Origin of the sequence: Burkholderia sp. ABCPW 11 (assembly GCF_001523445.1) — a bacterium.
In the GTDB taxonomy this organism is placed as follows: domain Bacteria; phylum Pseudomonadota; class Gammaproteobacteria; order Burkholderiales; family Burkholderiaceae; genus Burkholderia.
The window spans coordinates 270472-289978 of the sequence record NZ_LOVM01000046.1 but is presented as its reverse complement, the minus strand read 5'-3'; the positions used below and the strand labels follow the sequence as shown (position 1 = coordinate 289978).

Below are 19507 nucleotides of genomic sequence, written 5' to 3'. Positions count from 1 at the left end.
TTTTCCAATCGTTTGTTTGGAAGTTTTGGAAGTCCACATGCACTCCGATGAGTTGCGTCGCACCGGCGAAGCTTGATACACCGGCCTTCCCAAGCATTCCAAAAGAGAAGAGCAATTCCAGTTTCGTCGGCCTCCACGGAAATGAAAGGCACGCCGATTGCGCACGCGGCACGGCGCCGCCGACGCCCGTGTCTTTCGCCGCGTGCGGGCCGATAATGAATCCATGCGCGCTCTTCCCCGCGGCTTCCCGGCGCGCACCGCCCCGGTCGCGAAGGCCGGCCCGCCACGCATCGACACAAGGAGGCACCCCGGCATGACCACCCCATTCAGACTGGGCGACCACGTCCGCTGGAATTCCGAGGCCGGCTACGTGACCGGCACGATCGTCGCGATCCACACCGCCGACTTCGACTACAAGGGCCATCGCCATCGCGCGTCGCCCGACGATCCGCAGTACGAGATCAAGAGCGACCGCACCGACCACGTCGCCGCACATCGCGGCCGCGTGCTCGAACGCATCGCCGGCAGGGACGACGCATGACGCTCCCGTTCTACACGATCGGCCATTCGAACCGCACGCTCGACGAATTCGTCGACCTGCTCGACGCGGTCGAGATCGCGCTGCTCGCGGATATCCGCAAGATGCCCCGCTCGCGCACTCATCCGCAATTCAACGAAGCGACGCTGCCAGACGCACTCGCCGCCGCCGACATCGCGTACGAACACATAGCCGAACTCGGCGGCCTGCGCGGCAAGTCGCTCGGCGTGCCCGACGACGTCAACGATTTCTGGACGAACCGCAGCTTTCACCGCTACGCGGATTACGCGCTGTCGCCGGAGTTTCGAGCGGGCCTCGACCGGTTGATCGCACGGGGGCACGCGCAGCGCTGCGCGATCATGTGCTCGGAAGCCGTGTGGTGGCGCTGCCATCGGCGAATCGTGTCCGACTACCTGATCGCGCGCGGCGAAACGGTGCTGCACATCATGGGCCGCAACCGCGTGGAACCCGCGCGGCTCACGGCCGGCGCCGTGATCCGGGACGACGGCACGATCGTCTATCCGGATGCCGAACGCGGCGATTCGGCACCGCACGCATGATCGTGCCGCGCCGGCGCACTAGCGTTCGCGCAACGCCTCGGCGGCCCGGTTCAGCGGCTTGACGAGGTAGTCGAACACGGTGCGGCGCCCGGTGCGGATCTCGGCGGTCGCGACCATGCCCGGCAGGATCGGATGCCGCTTGCCGTCGCGGGTTTCCAGATACGCATGCTGCGTGAGCACGTAGACGCGGTAGTAATACACGCGCCGGTCGACCTGGTCTTCGATCGTGTCGGGCGAAATCCGCTCGACCTTCGCCGGCAGCGAGCCGTAGATCGACGATTCGAACGCCGTGATCTTCACGGTCGCGTCCTGCCCCGGATGAACGAACGCGATGTCGCGAGGGCTGAGGCGCGCCTCGATCAACAACTGATCGTCGAGCGGCACGATTTCCATCAGCATGCCGCCCGGCGGAATCACACCGCCGACCGTCGACACGCGGATGTCCTTCACGATGCCGCGCGCCGGCGCGCGAATCACGGTTCGTCGCAATTGATCGGCACGGCCTTCGCGAACCTTGAGCAGCGGTTCGAGATCGGCCATCGTCTTCGAGTAGTCGGCTTTCAGCGCGACGTAGTACTCGCTCTGCGCCGCCGCGAGCTTCGTCGAGAATTCGGCAGCCTTCTGCCGCAGCCGGAGCACCTCCACCTCGTTGGTCGCGCCGGTTTTCAGCAGCGGCAACGCAATCCGGAGCTCGTCCTCGGCGAGGCGCAACTGTTCGCGCAGGTTGGCGACGTTTTCGCGAAACGCGCGCCGGTTGGCGACGAACAGCTGACGCTCGCGCGCGGTCACGGCCTTCTCGTTCGCGAGTTCCGCCGGGAAGTCGATGCCGGGCAGGTCGTTCATCTCCGCATACAGCCGCGCGGCGCGGCCCTGCAATGCGGTGATCCGCTCCAGCGTTTCCTCCATCGACGCGCGCGCGAGCACCGGATCCAGCGTCGCGAGCCGCTGGCCCGCGTCGACGACGTCGCCCTCGCGCACCGCCAGCTCCAGCAGGATGCCGCCTTCGAGACTCTGGATGACCTGCCCTTTCGATGCCGGCGTGACCTTGGCTTCGCCGACCGCGACTTCGTCGAGGTTCGCGAACACGGACCACACCAGGAAGATCGCCAGCGCGGCGACGATCAGCCACAGCATCCGCCGGGCGGGTGCCGCTTCGCGCACGCGGTGCGCCGACCACGGAAAATCGCTCATTGCATCTCTCCCGCCATCCGTGCCGGCAACGGACGCGAGCCGCCGGCCGCCGGCGCCGGCGTGCCGGCGCCGCGCAACGCGGCCAGCACCTCGTCTTTCGGACCGTCGCGCACCACGCGCCCGCCATCGAGCACGATGATGCGATCGACGATCGACAGCACCGGATAACGATGGGTCGCCACGATCAACGTGCGATTGCCCAGCCATTGCTGCAGCCGCTCGACGATCGCCCGCTCGGTCGCCTCGTCGAGCGAGGCGGTCGGCTCGTCGAGCAGCAACACGTTCGGCGAGCGCAGAATCACGCGGGCCAGCATCAGCGCCTGCTTCTGGCCGCCGGACAGGCCAAGGCCGCTTTCGCGCAGCTTCATGTCGAGGCCGTGCGGCTGCCGCAGCAGCAACTGGTCCGCGCACGCGACCTTCATCGCGGCAAGCATCGCGTCGTCGCTGGCGAGCGGATTCGCGATCAGCAGGTTCTCTCGCAGCGTGCCGTAGAAGAGGCTCGATTCCTGCAGCAGCATCCCGACGTCGCGGCGGACATCGGCGACGTCGATCAGCGGCATCGGCGTGTCGTTGAACAGGATGCGCCCCTGCACCGGCGTCGCGAGCCCGCCGAACAGCCTCAGCAGCGTCGACTTTCCCGCGCCGACCCGGCCGAGAATCGCAACCCGCTCGCCGGGCTCGATCGACAGATTCGGAATACTGAGCACCGGCTTTTCCTGCGGATCGAAGCTGTATCCGATCTGCTCGAAGCGATATCGGCCGACGAGCGCCGGCTTGTGATACGCATCGACCGCCGGATCGTGGTCGATCGGCAGCGCGAGCAGGTTGTCGAGCCCCTTCTTGCCCGCCCGTACGTTCTGGATGCGCGACAGCACGGCGGGAATCTGCCCCAGCGGCGCGATCGTGCGGCTCGTCAGGATCGAACAGGCGAGCACGGCGCCGAACGACAGGCTCGAGTCCAGGATGCCGTACACGCCGGCGACCAGCACGCCGGCGTAGGCAAGCTGCTGCACCGTCTGCGCGAGATTGACCAGCAGGCCCGCCAGCCGGCGCTGCTGCAAGCCGATATCGGCATTCACGCGATTCGTATGCGCCCACAGCTGCCGGAATCGCGGCTCCGCCTGCAACGCCTTGATGTCTTCGGCGCGATAGATGGCCTCCATCAGGATCGCGTTGCGCAGCGCCGATTCCTCGAGCCCCCGGTTCGACAGCTTCGCCAGCGGGATCTGTGCAAGCACGCCCGGCAGGATCAGCAGCGGGATCGCCGCGAGCGGCACGAACGCGAGCGGCCCGCCGAGCAGCCAGATGATGAACAGGAACGTGACGACGAACGGGATGTCGATCAGCACGCCCATCGTGCTCGACGTCAGCAGCTCGCGCAGCTGTTCGAGGTCCCGAAGCTGGGCGACCAGCGTGCCCGGCGAGCGCGGCCGCGCGTCGTTGCGGATGTCGAGCACGCGCGCGAAGAACATCGCGGACAGCTTGAGGTCCGCCTGCTTGCCGAAATGATCGGCAATCGACACGCGCGCGGTACGCAGCAGCAGTTCCAGCGCGAGCGCGAGCACGACACCCGAGGCCAGCACCCACAGCGTATGCGTCGCCCGCGCCGGGACCACGCGGTCCCACACCTGCATCGCGAACAGCGACGTCGCGATCGCGAGCAGATTGCCGAACAGCGAGCCGGCGCCGAGATCGAGCAACACCCTCCATTGCGCCGAGAACAGATCGTGCAGCCAGGTGTCGGGTCTGGCGGACAGGTAGCCGTCGACGCGCTCGTCACGCCGCGCGACCCGCTCGTGGACGATCAGTACGCGGGCCGGCCACGCCGGCGCCGGCGCGTCCAGATCGATCGCGCGTTCGAGCGGCTTGCCGTCGAAGACGAATTGAACGACCGCACGCCCCGCCGCAACCGACACGATCACACCGACATGCGCATCGTCGAACACGGCGAGCGCCGGCAGCATCACCGGCGTGAGCCGCGCCGGCGGCAATGCGACGAACTGCGCGGCCAGGCCTGCGGACGCGGCGACTTCGACGACGGCCGCGTCCGGGTCCGCGACGCTCGCCCACGATGCCGCACCGCGCACCTGCTCCGGCGAAACGGCCAGGCCGAGATGCCGCGCCGCGAAAATCAGCGGGTCGGCCCAGCGCGCGATGTCGGCGCCGGCATCGCGGCCGGCGCGAAACGCATCATTCATGACGACTCCCTTCGTGTTCGCGCAGCAATTCGACGAACTTGCCGACTGCCACGTATGCCTTGATGCGTGCAATCGCGCCGTCGGCCAGCGCGTTGATCGACTCGACTTCCGATTCGAAGATGTCGCGCTCCGGATTCACGACATCGGTCAACGTACGCTTGTTCAGGATGTATTCCTGCCAGTACAGGTCGCGCGACGCCCGCGACAGCGCGGTCACCTTCTCGTAGCTGTTCAGGCGCGCCGCGGCGCCCGACGCTTCGATCTCCGCCGACTTGAGCGCGCTGCGCGTGACGAGCCGCCGGTTCTCGAGGCTTTCGCGGTTCGCGCGCAGCTCGGCTTCGGCGGCCGCGATCTGGTGTTTCGCCAGGCCGCCCAGCGAGTAATTGCCGCTCACCGCGAAACCGATCCACGTGTCGTTGGTGGCGTTGGGGCGGCCGCTCGATATCGACCGGCTCGCGCCGATCCCGATCGACGGGAAGCGCTCCGACTGCGCGACCCGCACGCGCGCATCGGCCGCATCGACGGCCGCCGCCGCGGCAAGCACCGACGGCGTTCGCTCGATGTCGCCGCCGGCATACCCGAGATCGCCGACGAAATCCACCGTGCCGCCGAGATTCGCCACGCGCCGCGGGCGCGCGCCGATCAGTTCGGTGAGCTTCGCGGCGGCGACGTCGAAACGCGTGTTGGCCTTCAGCACTTCCGCCTGCGCATGCAGGATCGCCAGTTCGACCAGGTTGCGGTCCGACGAAACCGACAGTCCGGCCCGCACGCGATCGAGGATCTTCGTGCGCGTGTCGCTCAGCGCGGCGACCTGGCGCCGCGCGGCGGCGACGACGTCCTGGCTGGCGGCCAGTTCGACGAACGTCGACGCCGTCTGGTACGCGACCGTCTCGATCGTGTCGGCCAGCTGGTACTGCTTCTGGCTGCGCGTCGCGTCCGCCGCGGAAATCCGGCCCGACGTGCGGCCGAAGTCGTACAGCAACTGCGACACGCCGATCGATGCACGTGTGCCGGTACGGTTGCCGTTGCTGCCGAAGCTGCCGCCATAGCCGGGACGCACGCCGTAGTCGATCTTCGGGTACCAGGCCGCCTTCGCGACCTCGACCTCCGACACGCTTTGCGCCACTTCCGCATGGGCGCGGCCGATGTCGGGATGGCGCGCGATCGCGACACCGACCGCGTCGCGCAGCGTCAGACGATCGAGCGCGATGCGCAGCGTTTCGCCCGAGTCGCCGGCGGCATCCTCGGCATCCTCGGCGCGGCCGGCAGCGGGGACATCGAACGCGTCCGGTCTGTCCGGCGTGATCGTCGTCACCCCTGCCGTCATCCCGTCATGCAGCGGCGGAACCGGCGCTTGCGGATCGATCGGCGCCATCGCGCGGGACAGGTTCGCGAGGACGATGCGCCGCGCCGGGTCCGCGGGCGGCAACGGCGGCGCCACGTGCCGGCGCGGTGCGGCAACGGGCATGCCGGCAGGCAGCGGCACGAACGACGCCGTCGCCATCGCCGTCTGCACTGGCGGAGCGGCCGGCCTGGGGGGAGCGGGCGGCGCGGGCGTCGATGAATGCGCTGACGGCGCCGCGGCCGCGTGGACCGCGTCAGCCGGCACGCGCGCCGCGGTCTCGAACGAATCGGTCAGCCGGCCGCTCGGCAGCGGCGACGACGACGCGAACGCCGCCGCTGCGGTGTCGAGCAGCGCGATCGCGAACAACACATGGCCTGGATGGAAAACGGCGCGCGCCGCGCAAACGGCGCGACGCACGGTGTATCTGGAACGAGCGGTTGTCTTGAGCATCATCGGGACGCCGGCGGCGAGCCGTCCGGCAAAGCAAACCCCCGCTTGCCGCGGGGATGGATATGCGTCGGGCAAGCCCGCGTCGCGATGCGACGGGGCTCGCCGTGTCGGAGAGGCAGGCCGGCCTCCCCGTTGCGCTGCGGTCAGACGATGATCTGCTGGTTCGCGAGCAGGGTCTCCAGGTTGGTCGTCACGTTGTTCAGCGTGACGAGGGTTTCGGAACCGAACGCCGTCCCGGCGCCGTCGCGGTCGATACTGATCACCGTATCGGCGCCGACGTTCGTCACCGACAGGAACTGCCCGATCGTGTCGCCCGCGTCGATCGTGGGCACGCCGTCCACGTTGTGCGCGGGGCCGTCCGCATCGGCCGTGTAACCGACCAGCAGCTTCGACAGATCGATCTTGTCGCCGCTCGTATCGTTCGGGCCGCTGGCCAGTTGGAAGTCGGTGATGACGTCCTGGCCGTTGCCGCCGGTGTTGTCCGCGCCGACGACTTCCCACAGGAACACGTCGGTGCCGGCGCCGCCCGTCAACGTGTCGTTGCCGGCGCCGCCGATCAGGATGTCGTTGCCGTTGCCGCCGTTGAGCGTGTCGTTGCCGGCACCGCCGCGCAGCAGGTCGTTGCCGTCGCCGCCGTTCAGCACGTCGTCGCCGCCGTAGCCGTACAGGCGGTCGTTGCCCGACGTGCCGGTGACGGTGTCGCTGCCCGACGTACCCTCGATGATCGACGCCGACTGCGTCGAGCCGAGCAGGTTCGCATTCAGCAACTGACCGGCCGTGGCCGACGCCGACAGGCCCGTCTTGTCGGTCGCGGAGATCGTCACGCTGTCGAGCGCGCTGATGCTGATCAGCCCGCCGTTCAGCGTGATCGAACCGAGAAACTCGTTGAGCTTCAGGTTGTCGATCGTGCCGCCGTCGGCCGCCGTGATCGTCAGGTCGGACGACGGCCCGATCAAGCCGAGGATCCCGGGGTTGTTGACGACGTTGAAGTGCAGCCCCAACTCGTTCGCCAGCGCTTGGTTCGCGTTGAACTGCAGCGCCCCGAGGCCGATCAATCCGCCGTAGTGCAGCGTCACGTGATCGAGGTTGTTGTTGTAGTCCGATGCGGCGAACGCCTGCTGCGTGCTGAAATCGATCAGGTTGAGCAGATTCGCGCCGATGATCCCGAGCAGGTTCCCCGACGACTGCGCCGATACGACCGGTGCGACATTCGGATCGATCGTGAAAAGCTGCGAGGTCGTCGGGCCGAGGTTGCCCGCCGCATCGACGACGCGCACCGTCGCCGTGTAGTCGGCCGCGGACAACACGCCCGGTGCATACCACGTCCAGTTCGTGCCGTTGACGGTCGCGTTGGTCCAGTGTGCACCGCCGTCGAGGCTGACCTGGACGACGTCGCCCGCGCCGAGCGCCGCGTTCAGCGTGCCGCCCAGAGTCGGGGTCGTGTCGCCGGTGATCCAGTCGTTGGGCACGCCGGTGTTGTCGGTCAGGGTCGTGAGCGTGGCCGTCGCGGTCGGGGCGATCGTATCGACCGTGATCGCGAACGACGCGCTCGGTGCACTGACGTTGCCTGCCGTGTCCGTTGCGGTCACCGTGATTGCGTGTGCGCCCTCTCCCAAACCCGTAGTCGGCGTGAACGTCCAGTTTCCGGATGGGTCTGCCGTCGTGGTGCCCAGCAGCGTCGTGCCGTCGTAGACGCTCACCGTGCTGCCTGCTTCGGCCGTACCGGCAAGCGTCGGGGTCGTGTCGTCGGTCGTTGCACCGGTCGTCAGCAGGCCGACGATCGAACCGACGTCGTCCGTGACGGTGGCGATGATCGGCGCGGCCGGTGCCGTCAGGTCTGCAACCGTTACCGATGCGGACGGGCCGGTGTTACCTGCCGCGTCCGTGGCGGTCACGCCGATCACCGTGCCGATCGGCAGCGGAGTCGATGGCGTGTACGTCCACGCGCCGCTCGGGTCCGCCGTCACAGTGGCGTCCGGCGTGCCGTCGCCGTTCGTATCGATGTTGACCGTTGCGCCCGCTTCGGCTGTACCCGACAGCGATGTACCGTCCGTTGCGTTCACCGTCGGCAGTGCAGGCGCCGTCGTATCGACTGTCAGGTTGAATGCCGCACTCGGCGCACTCACGTTGCCTGCCGTATCCGTTGCAGTCACCGTGATTGCGTGTGCGCCCTCTCCCAAACCAGCGGTCGGCGTGAACGTCCAGTTTCCCGACGGGTCTGCCGTCGTCGTGCCCAGCAGCGTCGTGCCGTCGTACACATTGATCGTGCTACCCGCTTCCGCAGTACCGCTCAATGTCGGCGTTGCATCATCAGTAGCACCACCAGAAACGATCGCACCAACAACGGAACCCACGTCGTCCGTGACGCTTACAACGACCGGTGCAGCAGGTGCCGTCGTGTCACCCGTCACCGTCACCGATGCAGACGGCCCCGTGTTGCCTGCCGCGTCGGTGACCGTCACACCGATCACCGTGCCGATCGGCAACGGGGTCGATGGCGTGTACGTCCACGCGCCGCTCGGGTCCGCCGTCACGGTGGCGTCCGGGGTACCGTCGCCATTCGTGTCGATGTTGACCGTTGCACCCGCTTCCGCCGTGCCTGACAGCGACGTACCGTCCGTCGCGTTCACCGTCGGAATCGCCGGGGCTGTCGTATCGACTGTGATCGCGAACGATGCGCTCGGAGCACTCACGTTGCCTGCCGTATCAGTTGCAGTCACCGTGATCGCATGTGCACCCTCTCCCAAACCCGTGCTCGGCGTGAAGGTCCAGTTTCCGGAGGGGTCCGCTGTTGTGGTACCCAGCAGCGTCGCGCCGTCGTAGACGCTCACCGTGCTGCCTGCTTCCGCCGTGCCAGCAAAAGTAGGCGTTGCGTCATCCGTACTGCCGCCGGAAACGACCGCGCCAACAACAGAACCCACATCGTCCGTCACGGTACCGATGATCGGTGCCGCAGGCGCTGTCGTGTCGCCCGTCACCGTTACCGATGCAGACGGACCCGTATTGCCTGCTGCGTCGGTGGCCGTCACACCAATCACCGTGCCAACCGGCAGCGGGGTCGACGGCGTATATGTCCATGCGCCGCTCGGGTCCGCCGTCACAGTGGCATCCGGCGTACCGTCGCCATTCGTATCGATGTTGACTGTTGCACCCGCTTCCGCCGTGCCCGACAACGACGTACCGTCCGTCGCGTTCACCGTCGGAATCGCCGGCGCCGTCGTGTCGACCGTCAGGTTGAATGCCGTGCTCGGCGCGCTGACGTTGCCTGCGGTGTCCGTTGCGGTGACGGTCAGGCTATGTGCGCCTTCACCCAGTGCCGTGCTCGGCGTGAACGTCCAGTTTCCGGATGGGTCTGCCGTCGTCGTGCCCAGCAGCGTCGTGCCGTCATAGACGCTCACCGTGCTGCCCGCTTCTGCCGTGCCAGCAAGAGTAGGCGTTGCGTCATCCGTACTGCCGCCGGAAACGATCGCGCCGACAACGGAACCCACGTCATCCGTGACGCTAACAACGACCGGTGCGGCAGGTGCCGTCGTGTCGCCCGTCACCGTTACCGAGGCAGACGGACCCGTATTGCCTGCTGCGTCCGTGGCGGTCACGCCGATCACCGTGCCGATCGGCAGCGGAGTCGATGGCGTGTACGTCCACGCGCCGCTCGGGTCCGCCGTCACAGTGGCGTCCGGCGTGCCGTCGCCGTTCGTATCGATGTTGACCGTTGCGCCCGCTTCGGCTGTACCCGACAGCGATGTACCGTCCGTTGCGTTCACCGTCGGCAGTGCAGGCGCCGTCGTATCGACTGTCAGGTTGAATGCCGCACTCGGCGCACTCACGTTGCCTGCCGTATCCGTTGCAGTCACCGTGATTGCGTGTGCGCCCTCTCCCAAACCAGCGGTCGGCGTGAACGTCCAGTTTCCCGACGGGTCTGCCGTCGTCGTGCCCAGCAGCGTCGTGCCGTCGTACACATTGATCGTGCTACCCGCTTCCGCAGTACCGCTCAATGTCGGCGTTGCATCATCAGTAGCACCACCAGAGACGATCGCACCAACAATGGAGCCCACGTCATCCGTCACGGTGCCGATGATCGGTGCGGCCGGTGCCGTCGTATCGCCCGTCACCGTCACCGAAGCAGACGGCCCCGTATTGCCTGCCGCATCGGTGACCGTCACGCCGATCACCGTGCCGATCGGCAGCGGGGTTGATGGCGTATACGTCCACGCACCGCTCGGGTCGGCCGTTACAGTAGCGTCCGGCGTACCGTCGCCGTTCGTGTCGATATTGACCGTCGCTCCCGCTTCCGCCGTGCCCGACAGCGACGTACCGTCTGTCGCGTTCACCGTCGGCACCGCCGGCGCCGTCGTATCGATCGTGATCGCGAACGACGCGCTCGGTGCGCTGACGTTGCCCGCGGTGTCCGTTGCAGTGACGGTCAAGCTGTGCGCGCCTTCACCCAGCGCCGTGGTCGGCGTGAACGTCCAGTTTCCGGACGGGTCTGCCGTCGTCGTGCCCAGCAACGTCGTGCCGTCATAAACGCTCACCGTGCTACCTGCCTCTGCCGTGCCAGCAAGAGTAGGTGTTGCGTCATCCGTACTGCCGCCTGAAACGATCGCTCCAACAACCGAGCCCACGTCGTCTGTCACGGTGCCGATGATCGGTGCGGCCGGTGCCGTCGTATCGCCCGACACCGTTACCGAGGCAGACGGCCCCGTATTGCCTGCTGCGTCGGTGGCCGTCACACCAATCACCGTGCCAACCGGCAGCGGGGTCGACGGCGTATACGTCCATGCGCCACTCGGGTCCGCCGTCACGGTTGCGTCCGGCGTGCCGTCGCCGTTGGTATCGATGTTGACCGTTGCGCCAGCTTCGGCTGTACCCGACAGCGATGTACCGTCCGTCGCGTTCACCGTCGGCAATGCAGGCGCCGTCGTATCGATCGTCAGGTTGAATGCCGTGCTTGGCGTGCTTACGTTGCCTGCGGCATCGGTTGCAGTGACGGTCAGGCTATGTGCGCCTTCACCCAGCGCCGTCGGCGGCGTGAACGTCCAGTTTCCGGACGGGTCCGCCGTCGTCGTGCCGAGCAACGTCGCGCCGTCATAGACGCTCACCGTGCTGCCTGCTTCCGCCGTACCGGCAAGCGTCGGCGTCGTGTCATCCGTCGTTGCGCCAATCGTCAGCACGCCGGCGATCGAACCGACGTCATCCGTGACGCTAACAACGACCGGGGCCGCCGGCGCCGTCGTATCCCCCGACACCGTTACCGAGGCAGACGGCCCCGTATTGCCTGCTGCATCGGTGACCGTCACGCCAATCACCGTGCCAACTGGCAGCGGGGTCGACGGCGTATACGTCCATGCGCCGCTCGGGTCGGCCGTCACAGTGGCGTCCGGCGTGCCGTCGCCGTTGGTATCGATGTTGACCGTTGCGCCTGCTTCGGCTGTACCCGACAGCGATGTACCATCCGTCGCGTTCACCGTCGGCAGTGCAGGCGCCGTCGTATCGATCGTCAGGTTGAATGCCGTGCTTGGCGTGCTTACGTTGCCTGCGGCATCGGTTGCGGTGACGGTCAGGCTATGTGCGCCTTCCCCCAGCGCCGTCGGCGGTGTGAATGTCCAGTTTCCGGACGAATCTGCCGTCGTGGTGCCCAGCAGCGTCGTGCCGTCGTACACATTGATCGTGCTACCTGCTTCCGCAGTACCGCTCAGTGTCGGTGTCGCATCATCCGTACTGCCGCCTGAAACGATCGCGCCAACAACGGAGCCCACGTCGTCCGTCACGGTGCCGATGATCGGCACCGCGGGCGCCGTCGTGTCACCCGACACCGTTACCGATGCAGACGGCCCCGTATTGCCTGCTGCGTCGGTGACCGTCACACCGATCACCGTGCCAACCGGCAGCGGGGTCGAGGGGGTGTACATCCACGCGCCACTCGGGTCGGCCGTCACGGTTGCATCCGGCGTACCGTCGCCGTTCGTATCGATGTTGACCGTCGCGCCCGCTTCCGCCGTACCCGACAGCGACGTACCGTCCGTCGCGTTCACCGTCGGCACCGCCGGCGCCGTCGTATCGATCGTCAAGCCGAATGCCGCACTCGGCGCACTCACGTTGCCTGCCGTGTCCGTTGCAGTCACCGTGATCGAGTGCGCGCCCTCTCCCAAACCCGAACTCGGCGTGAAGGTCCACTTCCCGGACGAATCCGCCGTCGTCGTTCCCAGCAACGTCGTGCCGTCATAGACGCTCACCCTGCTACCCGCTTCCGCTGTACCGCTCAACGTCGGAGTCGTATCGTTCGTCGCACCGCCGATCGCAACCGGATGTTGCGCATCGTCGTTGACGGCCGTAATCGCAGGCGCTTCCGGCACGACCGTATCCACCACGATCCCGACCGTGCCCAGTTCGCTCGTATTGCCGCTACTGTCGGTCTGCGTCACCGTGATCTGATGGGCGCCGTCGGGCAACGTACCGGGCGTGTACGACCAGTGCCCGTTCGCGTCCGCGGTCACCGTACCGACCGTCTGACCATCGACCTGGATCGTCACCGTCGTGTTCGGCTGAGCACCCGAACCCGCGATCGTCGGCGACGTGCGACCCGTGACGATATTGCCGTTGCCGCCAATCGGCTGCCCATCGATCGTCAGTCGCGCCGATCCGGTCGGCGTTCCGCCGCCGCTGCCGCCACCATCCCCGCCGCCGCCGCTGGCCGCGGCTGCCGCAATGCCGCCGGCCGCGGCGACGCCGCCGAGTATGCCGAGCAGGGCACCGGTCGACAACCCGTCGCCGATCGGCGCATAGGCGAGCGCCGAATCGACGATTCCGTCGCCGGTCGCCTGCAATCCGGGGCCGAACTGCACGAGAAACCGCCCGTCGTCCTGGACGAAGACGAGATTGTGATAATCCGCGCCGTTTTCGAAGAACGCCTGCACGCGCACCGTTCGGCCGTCCTTGAATTCGACGATAAGGTCGTTCCCGGAACGCGCGTAGTTGGCCACGTCCTCCTTGTGAGCCGACAGCAGGAAATTGGCTGGACCACCGGGCGACGCGACGACCTGCGAACCATTGGCGACCGGAACATCGACGTGATTGCTCAATACCGACGAGGAAACCATTGCCCGACTCCTTGTAGATAGGGATGACAAACCTGGCCCGTCGCTGACGGGCAAACGTTCAACCAAACGGGCGCGACGGGGCACGACGCGATTTCGCGCCGCTGCAAATCGGGTATCCGGCTCACGCGGGACGCGCCGAGCCGCTAGCCCACCCGAGGCGGTCTATAACGGAAAAGGAAGAAAGGAGCCGGGGCTGCTATGGAATCAGGGGCGAGTCCAGACGGCCGGAACAGCCGTTCGCCCTGCGGGCCAGGCAACGGCCCGACACAGTGCGCCACCCCGCCGGACGGAGGTGTTTGATGGCCCTCGTGCCGCGGATTTTTTCCGTACGGCGATTTTTTGTTTGATATTGGATCTGCATCTCTACCGCCCTCGCCATATTAGTTATTTCCTTTTATCGCGAATAACCAACGATTCGCTTGATCAGAGCGAATTGTCGCGGTGCACCATCACTCTCTTTTATGTTACCGCTCGTGCCTGCATTTAGATTACACCGGTCTTTCACGTACATGATTGCACTCCGCTGAAGCTTTTACAAATATTTTCAGTCTTTCGTGCATATATTTTTCTCTCACCATAAAAAGATGAACAATTTTCAGGATTGATTCGACGAATTCGTTGCCAAGACAATGATTCATCGCGACAGGGTTATCTCGAAAAGCCCGGCCCGCTTGGGTCCGCGCCCACTTCAGCGGAATGAACGCGAGAGCAGATTTCGGTATGCAACTGTATTGAGATCGCGCATCCCGACGCATCGCATCCAGCTATAAACCTCGTCGGCAAAAAGGATTTTCAGGAAAACCCGTATACATCCACGGCGCCTCCGAACCCGACACCTATTTCTGCCGAGCACCTGGCATCCAATTCAGCCTTCGTCGTAACGATATTCATTCACATCGAAAACCGGCCTCCCCGAACCGATCCGGCGAATCCGAAAAGGAAACAAATAATGGGGTTTTGGCGGAATTGAATCCTCGATACAAATAATCGACGCGCATGCGGTCCGCCACCGGCCATCGCCGGCATGGCGCGGACACGCGTGCGTGGACGGCGGTCCTGAATTACCATCGTGCATCCTCACGCGGCGGGCTTGGCCGTCGGCGGTTCAAGGTCGGATATCCCGGATCAATCGATCGTGCTCGCTCTCATCATCGTCGCCGGCCTGTGGGCCGGCCTCCAGAACGCCCTCGCGGGCGGCGGTTCGTTCGTCACGCTGCCCGCGTTGATCGTGTCGGGAATGTCGCCGCTCGCGGCCAACATCACGTCGACGGTCGCGCTGTTTCCCGGCCAGGTCACGACGGGCTGGGCAAGCCGGAACATGGTGAGCGGCGTGGGCAAGCTGCCGTTTCGCGCACTGTTCGCGATCAGCGTGGCCGGCGGCGCGCTCGGCGGCCTGCTGCTGCTGAAAACGCCGTCGTCGATCTTCTCGCAGCTGGTGCCGTGGCTCGTGCTGTTCGCGACGGTCGTGTTCGCATGGGGCAGTTTCTTCCGCAAACCGGACGCTGGCGCGCAACATCTCGGCCCCGTCGCGACCGGGGTCTCGCAGTTCCTGATCGCGGTCTACGGCGGCTACTTCGGCGGCGGCATCGGGTTCCTGATGATGGCCGCGCTGACGATGGCCGGCCTGCCGCCACGTCGTGCGACGTCGACCAAGAACGCGCTGGCGGGCGTGATGAACGCGTCGGCGGTCGTCCTGTTCGTCACGTCGCCGCACCTGCACTGGCGCGCGGCGATCGCGCTCGGCGGCGGCGCGATCGTCGGCGGCCTGCTCGGCGCGTGGGCGCTGCATCGCGTAAACGAACGCGTGCTGCGGATCGCGATCGTCTGCATCGGCGCGCTGCTGACCGTCGGGTTGTTCGTCAAGCCGATCTGAGCTCACGCTCGTCCCTGCCGCGATCGCGGCAATTGATGAGCAAACCGCAAGACGTCTTTCGCATATCTCGTTTGCCGTCGCGGCGGTGCCCGACCACAATCCGGGTTGCCGCGATCGGCGCCCTCTCGCGGGCGCCGACCGGCACACTGCGGCCGCCATTTCGATTCGCCGCCGGCGGTCCGGCACATCGCGTCACCCCACGCTCCCTCGACATCGGCGCCCGTGCGGCGGCAGAACGCTTGCCGACGCGCCGTCCGATACGTTCCCGGCCAACAATAATTAGAGGTAGGAGATGCAGGACAACTCGTTGAGGCAAAGCCTCAAGCAACGGCACATCACGATGATCGCGCTGGGCGGCGTGATCGGCGCGGGCCTGTTCGTCGGCTCCGGCGCGATCATCGCAACGGCCGGCCCCGCGGCGATCCTGTCGTACCTGATCGGCGGCGTGATCGTCACGCTGGTCATGTTCATGCTCGGCGAAATGGCGTCCCGCCATCCCGACTGCGGCTCGTTCTCCACGTACGCGAGCAGCTATCTCGGCGAATGGGCCGGCTTCGCGGTCGGCTGGCTGTACTGGTTCAAATCGATGATGACGATCACCGTCGAAGCGATCCTGCTCGGCGCGATCCTCCACGATTTCCTGCCGTGGCTGCCTGTGTGGGGCGGCGCGCTGTTCATGCTCGTCACGCTGATCGCGAGCAACGCCTACTCGGTGCGCTCGTTCGGCGAAGCCGAATACTGGCTGTCGTTCGCGAAGGTCGCGACGATCATCGTGTTCATGGCGCTCGGCGCATCGATCCTGCTCGGCTTCCAGCCGCGTATTCCCGCACCGGGGCTCGTGAACCTGACCGATCACGGCGGCTTCATGCCGAACGGCATCTCGCCCGTGCTCGCCGGCGTGATGGTGGTGATCTTCTCGCTCGGCGGCAGCGAGATCGCGGCCGTGGCCGCGGGCGAATCGGAAAACCCGCGCAGGAACGTGATCCGCGCGATCAAGAGCGTGATCGTGCGCGTGATGGTGTTCTACGTCGGCTCGGTGTCGATCCTGATCCTGTGCATGCCGTGGACCGACAAGGTCAACCTGAAATCGCCGTACGTGTCGCTGTTCGGCATGGCGGGCTTCACGGGGGCGGCCGTCGCGATGAAGATCGTGCTGTTCGTGTCGTTCATGTCCGTGATGAACTCGTTCCTGTTCTCGAACTCGCGCATGCTGTTCTCGCTGAGCCAGCGCGGCCACGCGCCCGCGATGTTCGGCCGCACCAACGCGAAGGGCGTGCCGATGAACGCGCTCGTGCTGTGCCTCGCCATCTGCGTGTCGATCCTCGGCATTCACTTCGTGAGCGGCGGCGATCTGTTCCTGATGCTCGCGAAGAGCAGCGGCGCGTTCGTGATGATCGTATGGATCTTCATCGTCGTCGCGCACTTCGCGATGCGCCGGCAGACGCGCCACGAGCAACGCGACCCGACGGCGTTCCGCGCGTGGTTCTATCCGGTGTCGAACTGGGTCGCGTTGCTGGCGCTGGTCGCCGTGCTGGGGTCGCAGGCGTTCAATCCGGATTCGCGCTTCCAGTTCTGGTTCACGGTGCTGACGGCGCTCGCGATCGTCGCGGCGTACTTCTTGCGGCGCAAGCAGCCGTCATTCGGGCAGGCAGCCGACGCGAAGAGCCGCTGACGAGCGGGAAGCCGACCGGCGCGCGCGTTCCGTTCAGCCGAACGGCCGCACGCCGATCAGCGGGCCGTGCAGGAACAGCGCGAACACGGCCCAGGCGACGAGCCCGGCGGCAACGGCCGCGACGTCGCCGGCCAGCCCGCCGGCCGGATAGCGGACACCGTCGCGGCGATCCCGCGCACGCGACACGACAAAATCGACGATCGACCACACGAAGAACGCACCGAACAGCACGACCGCGTGCACGGTGCCGTTCACGAGCAGGTGCGCCACCGCCCAGACCATCACGCCGGCCAGCATCGGATGCCCGACGAGCGTCTTGATCCGGTTGCGCGGCACATACGACGCGGCGATCAGCACGAACGCGACCGCGGTCAGCATGCCCGTCAGGTGGCGCACGCCGACCGGCGACATCCACAGCAACGTCGCGCTCGTGCGGGCGATCCCGTACCCCCAGATGATCAACGCGAAGCCGACGATCGATGCGATCGCGTAACCGCCCTTCCAGCCCCTCTCGCCGATCCGCCCGATCGTCGCGGACCGCCAGCCGTCGGCGACGATCCGGATCGAATGCACACCGAGGAAGATCGCTAAACCGAGAATCAGGACGAGCATCGGCTATCTCCGTCTGGAATGATGAGTGGGGAAGCGTTCCGCGCGGCGTCCGGTGCGCCGTTCGCGGGGCCGGCGGCGAGGCCGGTGCAGGTCGCGCGAGGCACGGGCGCAACCCGCGCCGATCATAAACGCCGAGGCCGCCGTTGTGAAGCATGCACGATGTGCGGTGCGTCAAGCTCGATGCATGCGTGCGCCGGGTCGTGCGGGTTTGCCCGAAAGAAAGGAAAACGAAAAATCGCGAGGCGGTCGCGCCGCGCGGTCGGTACTACGTCTGCTTGCGCTTCGTCGCGGGCTTCGCCGCCTGCGCCCGTGACGATTTCGAGGCCGGTTCCGCTTTCCGCGCCGACACCGGTTTCGATGCGGATTTCGCCGCTGGACCGGACACCTTTTTCGGCGCCGGTTTCGATGCGGGCTTCGCTGCAGCTTTCGGCGCGGCTTTCGGCCCTGCTCCCGATACCGTCTTCGACGCCACCCTCGCCTTGCGCTTCGGCGGCCCGGCCAGCAGCGCCGCGCGATATGCGCTGCGGCACCAGTCGAACAGCGCGCCCGCATCCTCGAGCACGTCGGCCGGCGTTTCGTAATAGCCCTCGAGCGCGACGGTGCGCGTGGGCCGCGCATACGAGAACGGCCCCATCCCCGCCGCGACGAACGCCGGGCGGTTCACATCGTCGACGCGCAGGAACAGCGACCCGCGCGACATGAAGCCGAACATCACGCCGTCGAGCCGCAAGGCCGCACCGCTGAAGAACCGCGCGACGGCGACCGTACCGAGCGGCGCAAGCCGATACGCGATTTCCTCGCCGTGCGCCTTCTCCGCCTGCCAGCTCATGCGGATGCCTCGCAGCGCTGCGTCCACGCATCGAGCTCGGCCGCGTCGAAACCGACGGCCGCCGCGCTCTCGCGAATCTGCCGCCACGTCGCGCGGTCGACCGGAATGCCGGCCGTGCCGCGCACGGCGCGGCTCGCCTCTTCCGGCTCGCCGGGCACCTGCACCGGTGCATCGCCGGCCCGCGGCGACGCCTTCGCCCACGCAACGAAGGCATCGGCTTCGCGTTCGGCGTCGGCCGCGTCGAACGCTTTCGGATCGATCAGCACCGACAGCATCCCGTTGACGATCGCGCTCGTCTTCTGCAGCGTATCGCCGTACGTCGTATGCCCGCCCACGAGCGCGCCGCCGAAGATCTCGCACATCGCCGCAAGCGCATACCCCTTATGCAGCCCGAACGGGAGCAGCGCGCCGAACGGCTGCTCGTGCATCACGGCCGGATCGTCGGTCGGCTGGCCGCGATGGTCGATCAACGCACCGGCCGGCACGCGCTTACCCTGGTTGTAGGCGACGCGCGTCTTGCCGTACGCGATCGCGCTCGTCGCGAAATCGAGCAACAGCGGCGGCTTGCCCGCCCGCGGATACGCGGCGCAGAACGGATTCGTGCCGAAACGCGGATCGGTGCCGTGCAGCGGCGCGACCAGCAGGTCGCCCGGCACGTTGACGAAATGGAACGACACGAGCCCCGAGCGCGCGCACTGCTCGGCCCAGTGCCCGATGCGGCCGAGGTGATGGACGTCGCGCAGCCCGATCGCGCAAATGCCCATGCGCTGCGCACGCTCGACGCCTTCGACCATCGCCTCGAACGCGATCACCTGGCCGAAGCCGCGGCCGCCGTCGATCGTCAGCACCGCGCCGCCGTCGCGGACGATCGACGCGTGCCCGTTCAGTTGCAACTGCCCTTCCCGCCACGACGCGACGTAGTTCGGGATCATCCCGACGCCGTGCGAATCGTGGCCCGCGAGATTCGCGGCGACCAGGTGATCGGCGACGAGCGTCGCCTCGCGCGGGTGGCTGCCGGCCCGTTCCCAGAGTGCCGCGACGAACGCATGCAGCGGTTCGGCGCGCATGCGCAGCGGTTCGGTATCGGGCGTCGGCAGTGCGGTCATCGGCAACACTCCATCAAGTCGGTTCGGGTCGGGCAA

General features: G+C 66.7%; 11 protein-coding genes. 4 read left to right on the top strand and 7 right to left on the bottom strand.

What is annotated here, in order from left to right; translation table 11 throughout:
• Window positions 1-313: 313 nt before the first annotated feature.
• The gene (locus tag WS61_RS19535) at window positions 314-541 is read left to right on the top strand and encodes a DUF2945 domain-containing protein (RefSeq protein ID WP_059502531.1); all 228 of its coding nucleotides are present in this window, start codon (window positions 314-316) and stop codon (window positions 539-541) included.
• Window positions 538-1098 carry a DUF488 family protein gene (locus WS61_RS19530; protein WP_059502529.1) on the top strand — a complete coding sequence of 187 codons (561 nt, stop codon included), beginning with the start codon at window positions 538-540 and terminating at the stop codon, window positions 1096-1098. The genes WS61_RS19535 and WS61_RS19530 overlap by 4 nt, the downstream gene beginning before the upstream one ends.
• An 18-nt stretch (window positions 1099-1116) precedes the next feature.
• Here WS61_RS19530 and WS61_RS19525 read toward each other — a convergent pair whose 3' ends face one another.
• From WS61_RS19525 to WS61_RS19510, 4 genes are all read right to left on the bottom strand, one after another.
• Window positions 1117-2289: an HlyD family efflux transporter periplasmic adaptor subunit gene (locus WS61_RS19525; RefSeq protein WP_059502527.1), complete on the bottom strand. Its 1173-nt coding sequence runs from the start codon at window positions 2287-2289 to the stop codon at window positions 1117-1119.
• The gene (locus tag WS61_RS19520; RefSeq protein ID WP_059502525.1) at window positions 2286-4487 is read right to left on the bottom strand and encodes a type I secretion system permease/ATPase; all 2202 of its coding nucleotides are present in this window, start codon (window positions 4485-4487) and stop codon (window positions 2286-2288) included. Before WS61_RS19520 ends, WS61_RS19525 begins: the two co-directional genes overlap by 4 nt.
• Window positions 4480-5991, bottom strand: a complete 1512-nt coding sequence (locus WS61_RS19515) for a TolC family protein (RefSeq protein WP_257127305.1) — start codon at window positions 5989-5991, stop codon at window positions 4480-4482. Before WS61_RS19515 ends, WS61_RS19520 begins: the two co-directional genes overlap by 8 nt.
• 434 nt (window positions 5992-6425) lie before the next feature.
• Window positions 6426-13379 carry an Ig-like domain-containing protein gene (locus WS61_RS19510; protein WP_059502523.1) on the bottom strand — a complete coding sequence of 2318 codons (6954 nt, stop codon included), beginning with the start codon at window positions 13377-13379 and terminating at the stop codon, window positions 6426-6428.
• 1135 nt (window positions 13380-14514) lie between these two features.
• Between WS61_RS19510 and WS61_RS19505 the strand changes: the two genes are divergently transcribed.
• Window positions 14515-15252: a sulfite exporter TauE/SafE family protein gene (locus WS61_RS19505; RefSeq protein WP_059502521.1), complete on the top strand. Its 738-nt coding sequence runs from the start codon at window positions 14515-14517 to the stop codon at window positions 15250-15252.
• Window positions 15253-15544: 292 nt separating this feature from the next.
• The gene (locus WS61_RS19500; RefSeq protein ID WP_059502519.1) at window positions 15545-16924 is read left to right on the top strand and encodes an amino acid permease; all 1380 of its coding nucleotides are present in this window, start codon (window positions 15545-15547) and stop codon (window positions 16922-16924) included.
• A 33-nt stretch (window positions 16925-16957) separates the two neighbouring features.
• Here the strand turns inward: WS61_RS19500 and WS61_RS19495 are convergent, their stop codons facing one another.
• From WS61_RS19495 to WS61_RS19485, 3 genes are all read right to left on the bottom strand, one after another.
• A complete protein-coding gene (locus tag WS61_RS19495; protein WP_059502517.1) occupies window positions 16958-17536 on the bottom strand; it encodes an NnrU family protein in 579 nt (192 codons plus the stop codon).
• Between the two features lie 265 nt (window positions 17537-17801).
• Complete coding sequence (locus WS61_RS19490; RefSeq protein ID WP_059502786.1) at window positions 17802-18365, bottom strand: TfoX/Sxy family protein; 564 nt, start codon at window positions 18363-18365, stop codon at window positions 17802-17804.
• Window positions 18362-19471: a malate/lactate/ureidoglycolate dehydrogenase gene (locus WS61_RS19485; protein ID WP_059502515.1), complete on the bottom strand. Its 1110-nt coding sequence runs from the start codon at window positions 19469-19471 to the stop codon at window positions 18362-18364. Before WS61_RS19485 ends, WS61_RS19490 begins: the two co-directional genes overlap by 4 nt.
• Between the last annotated feature and the right edge of the window lie 36 nt (window positions 19472-19507).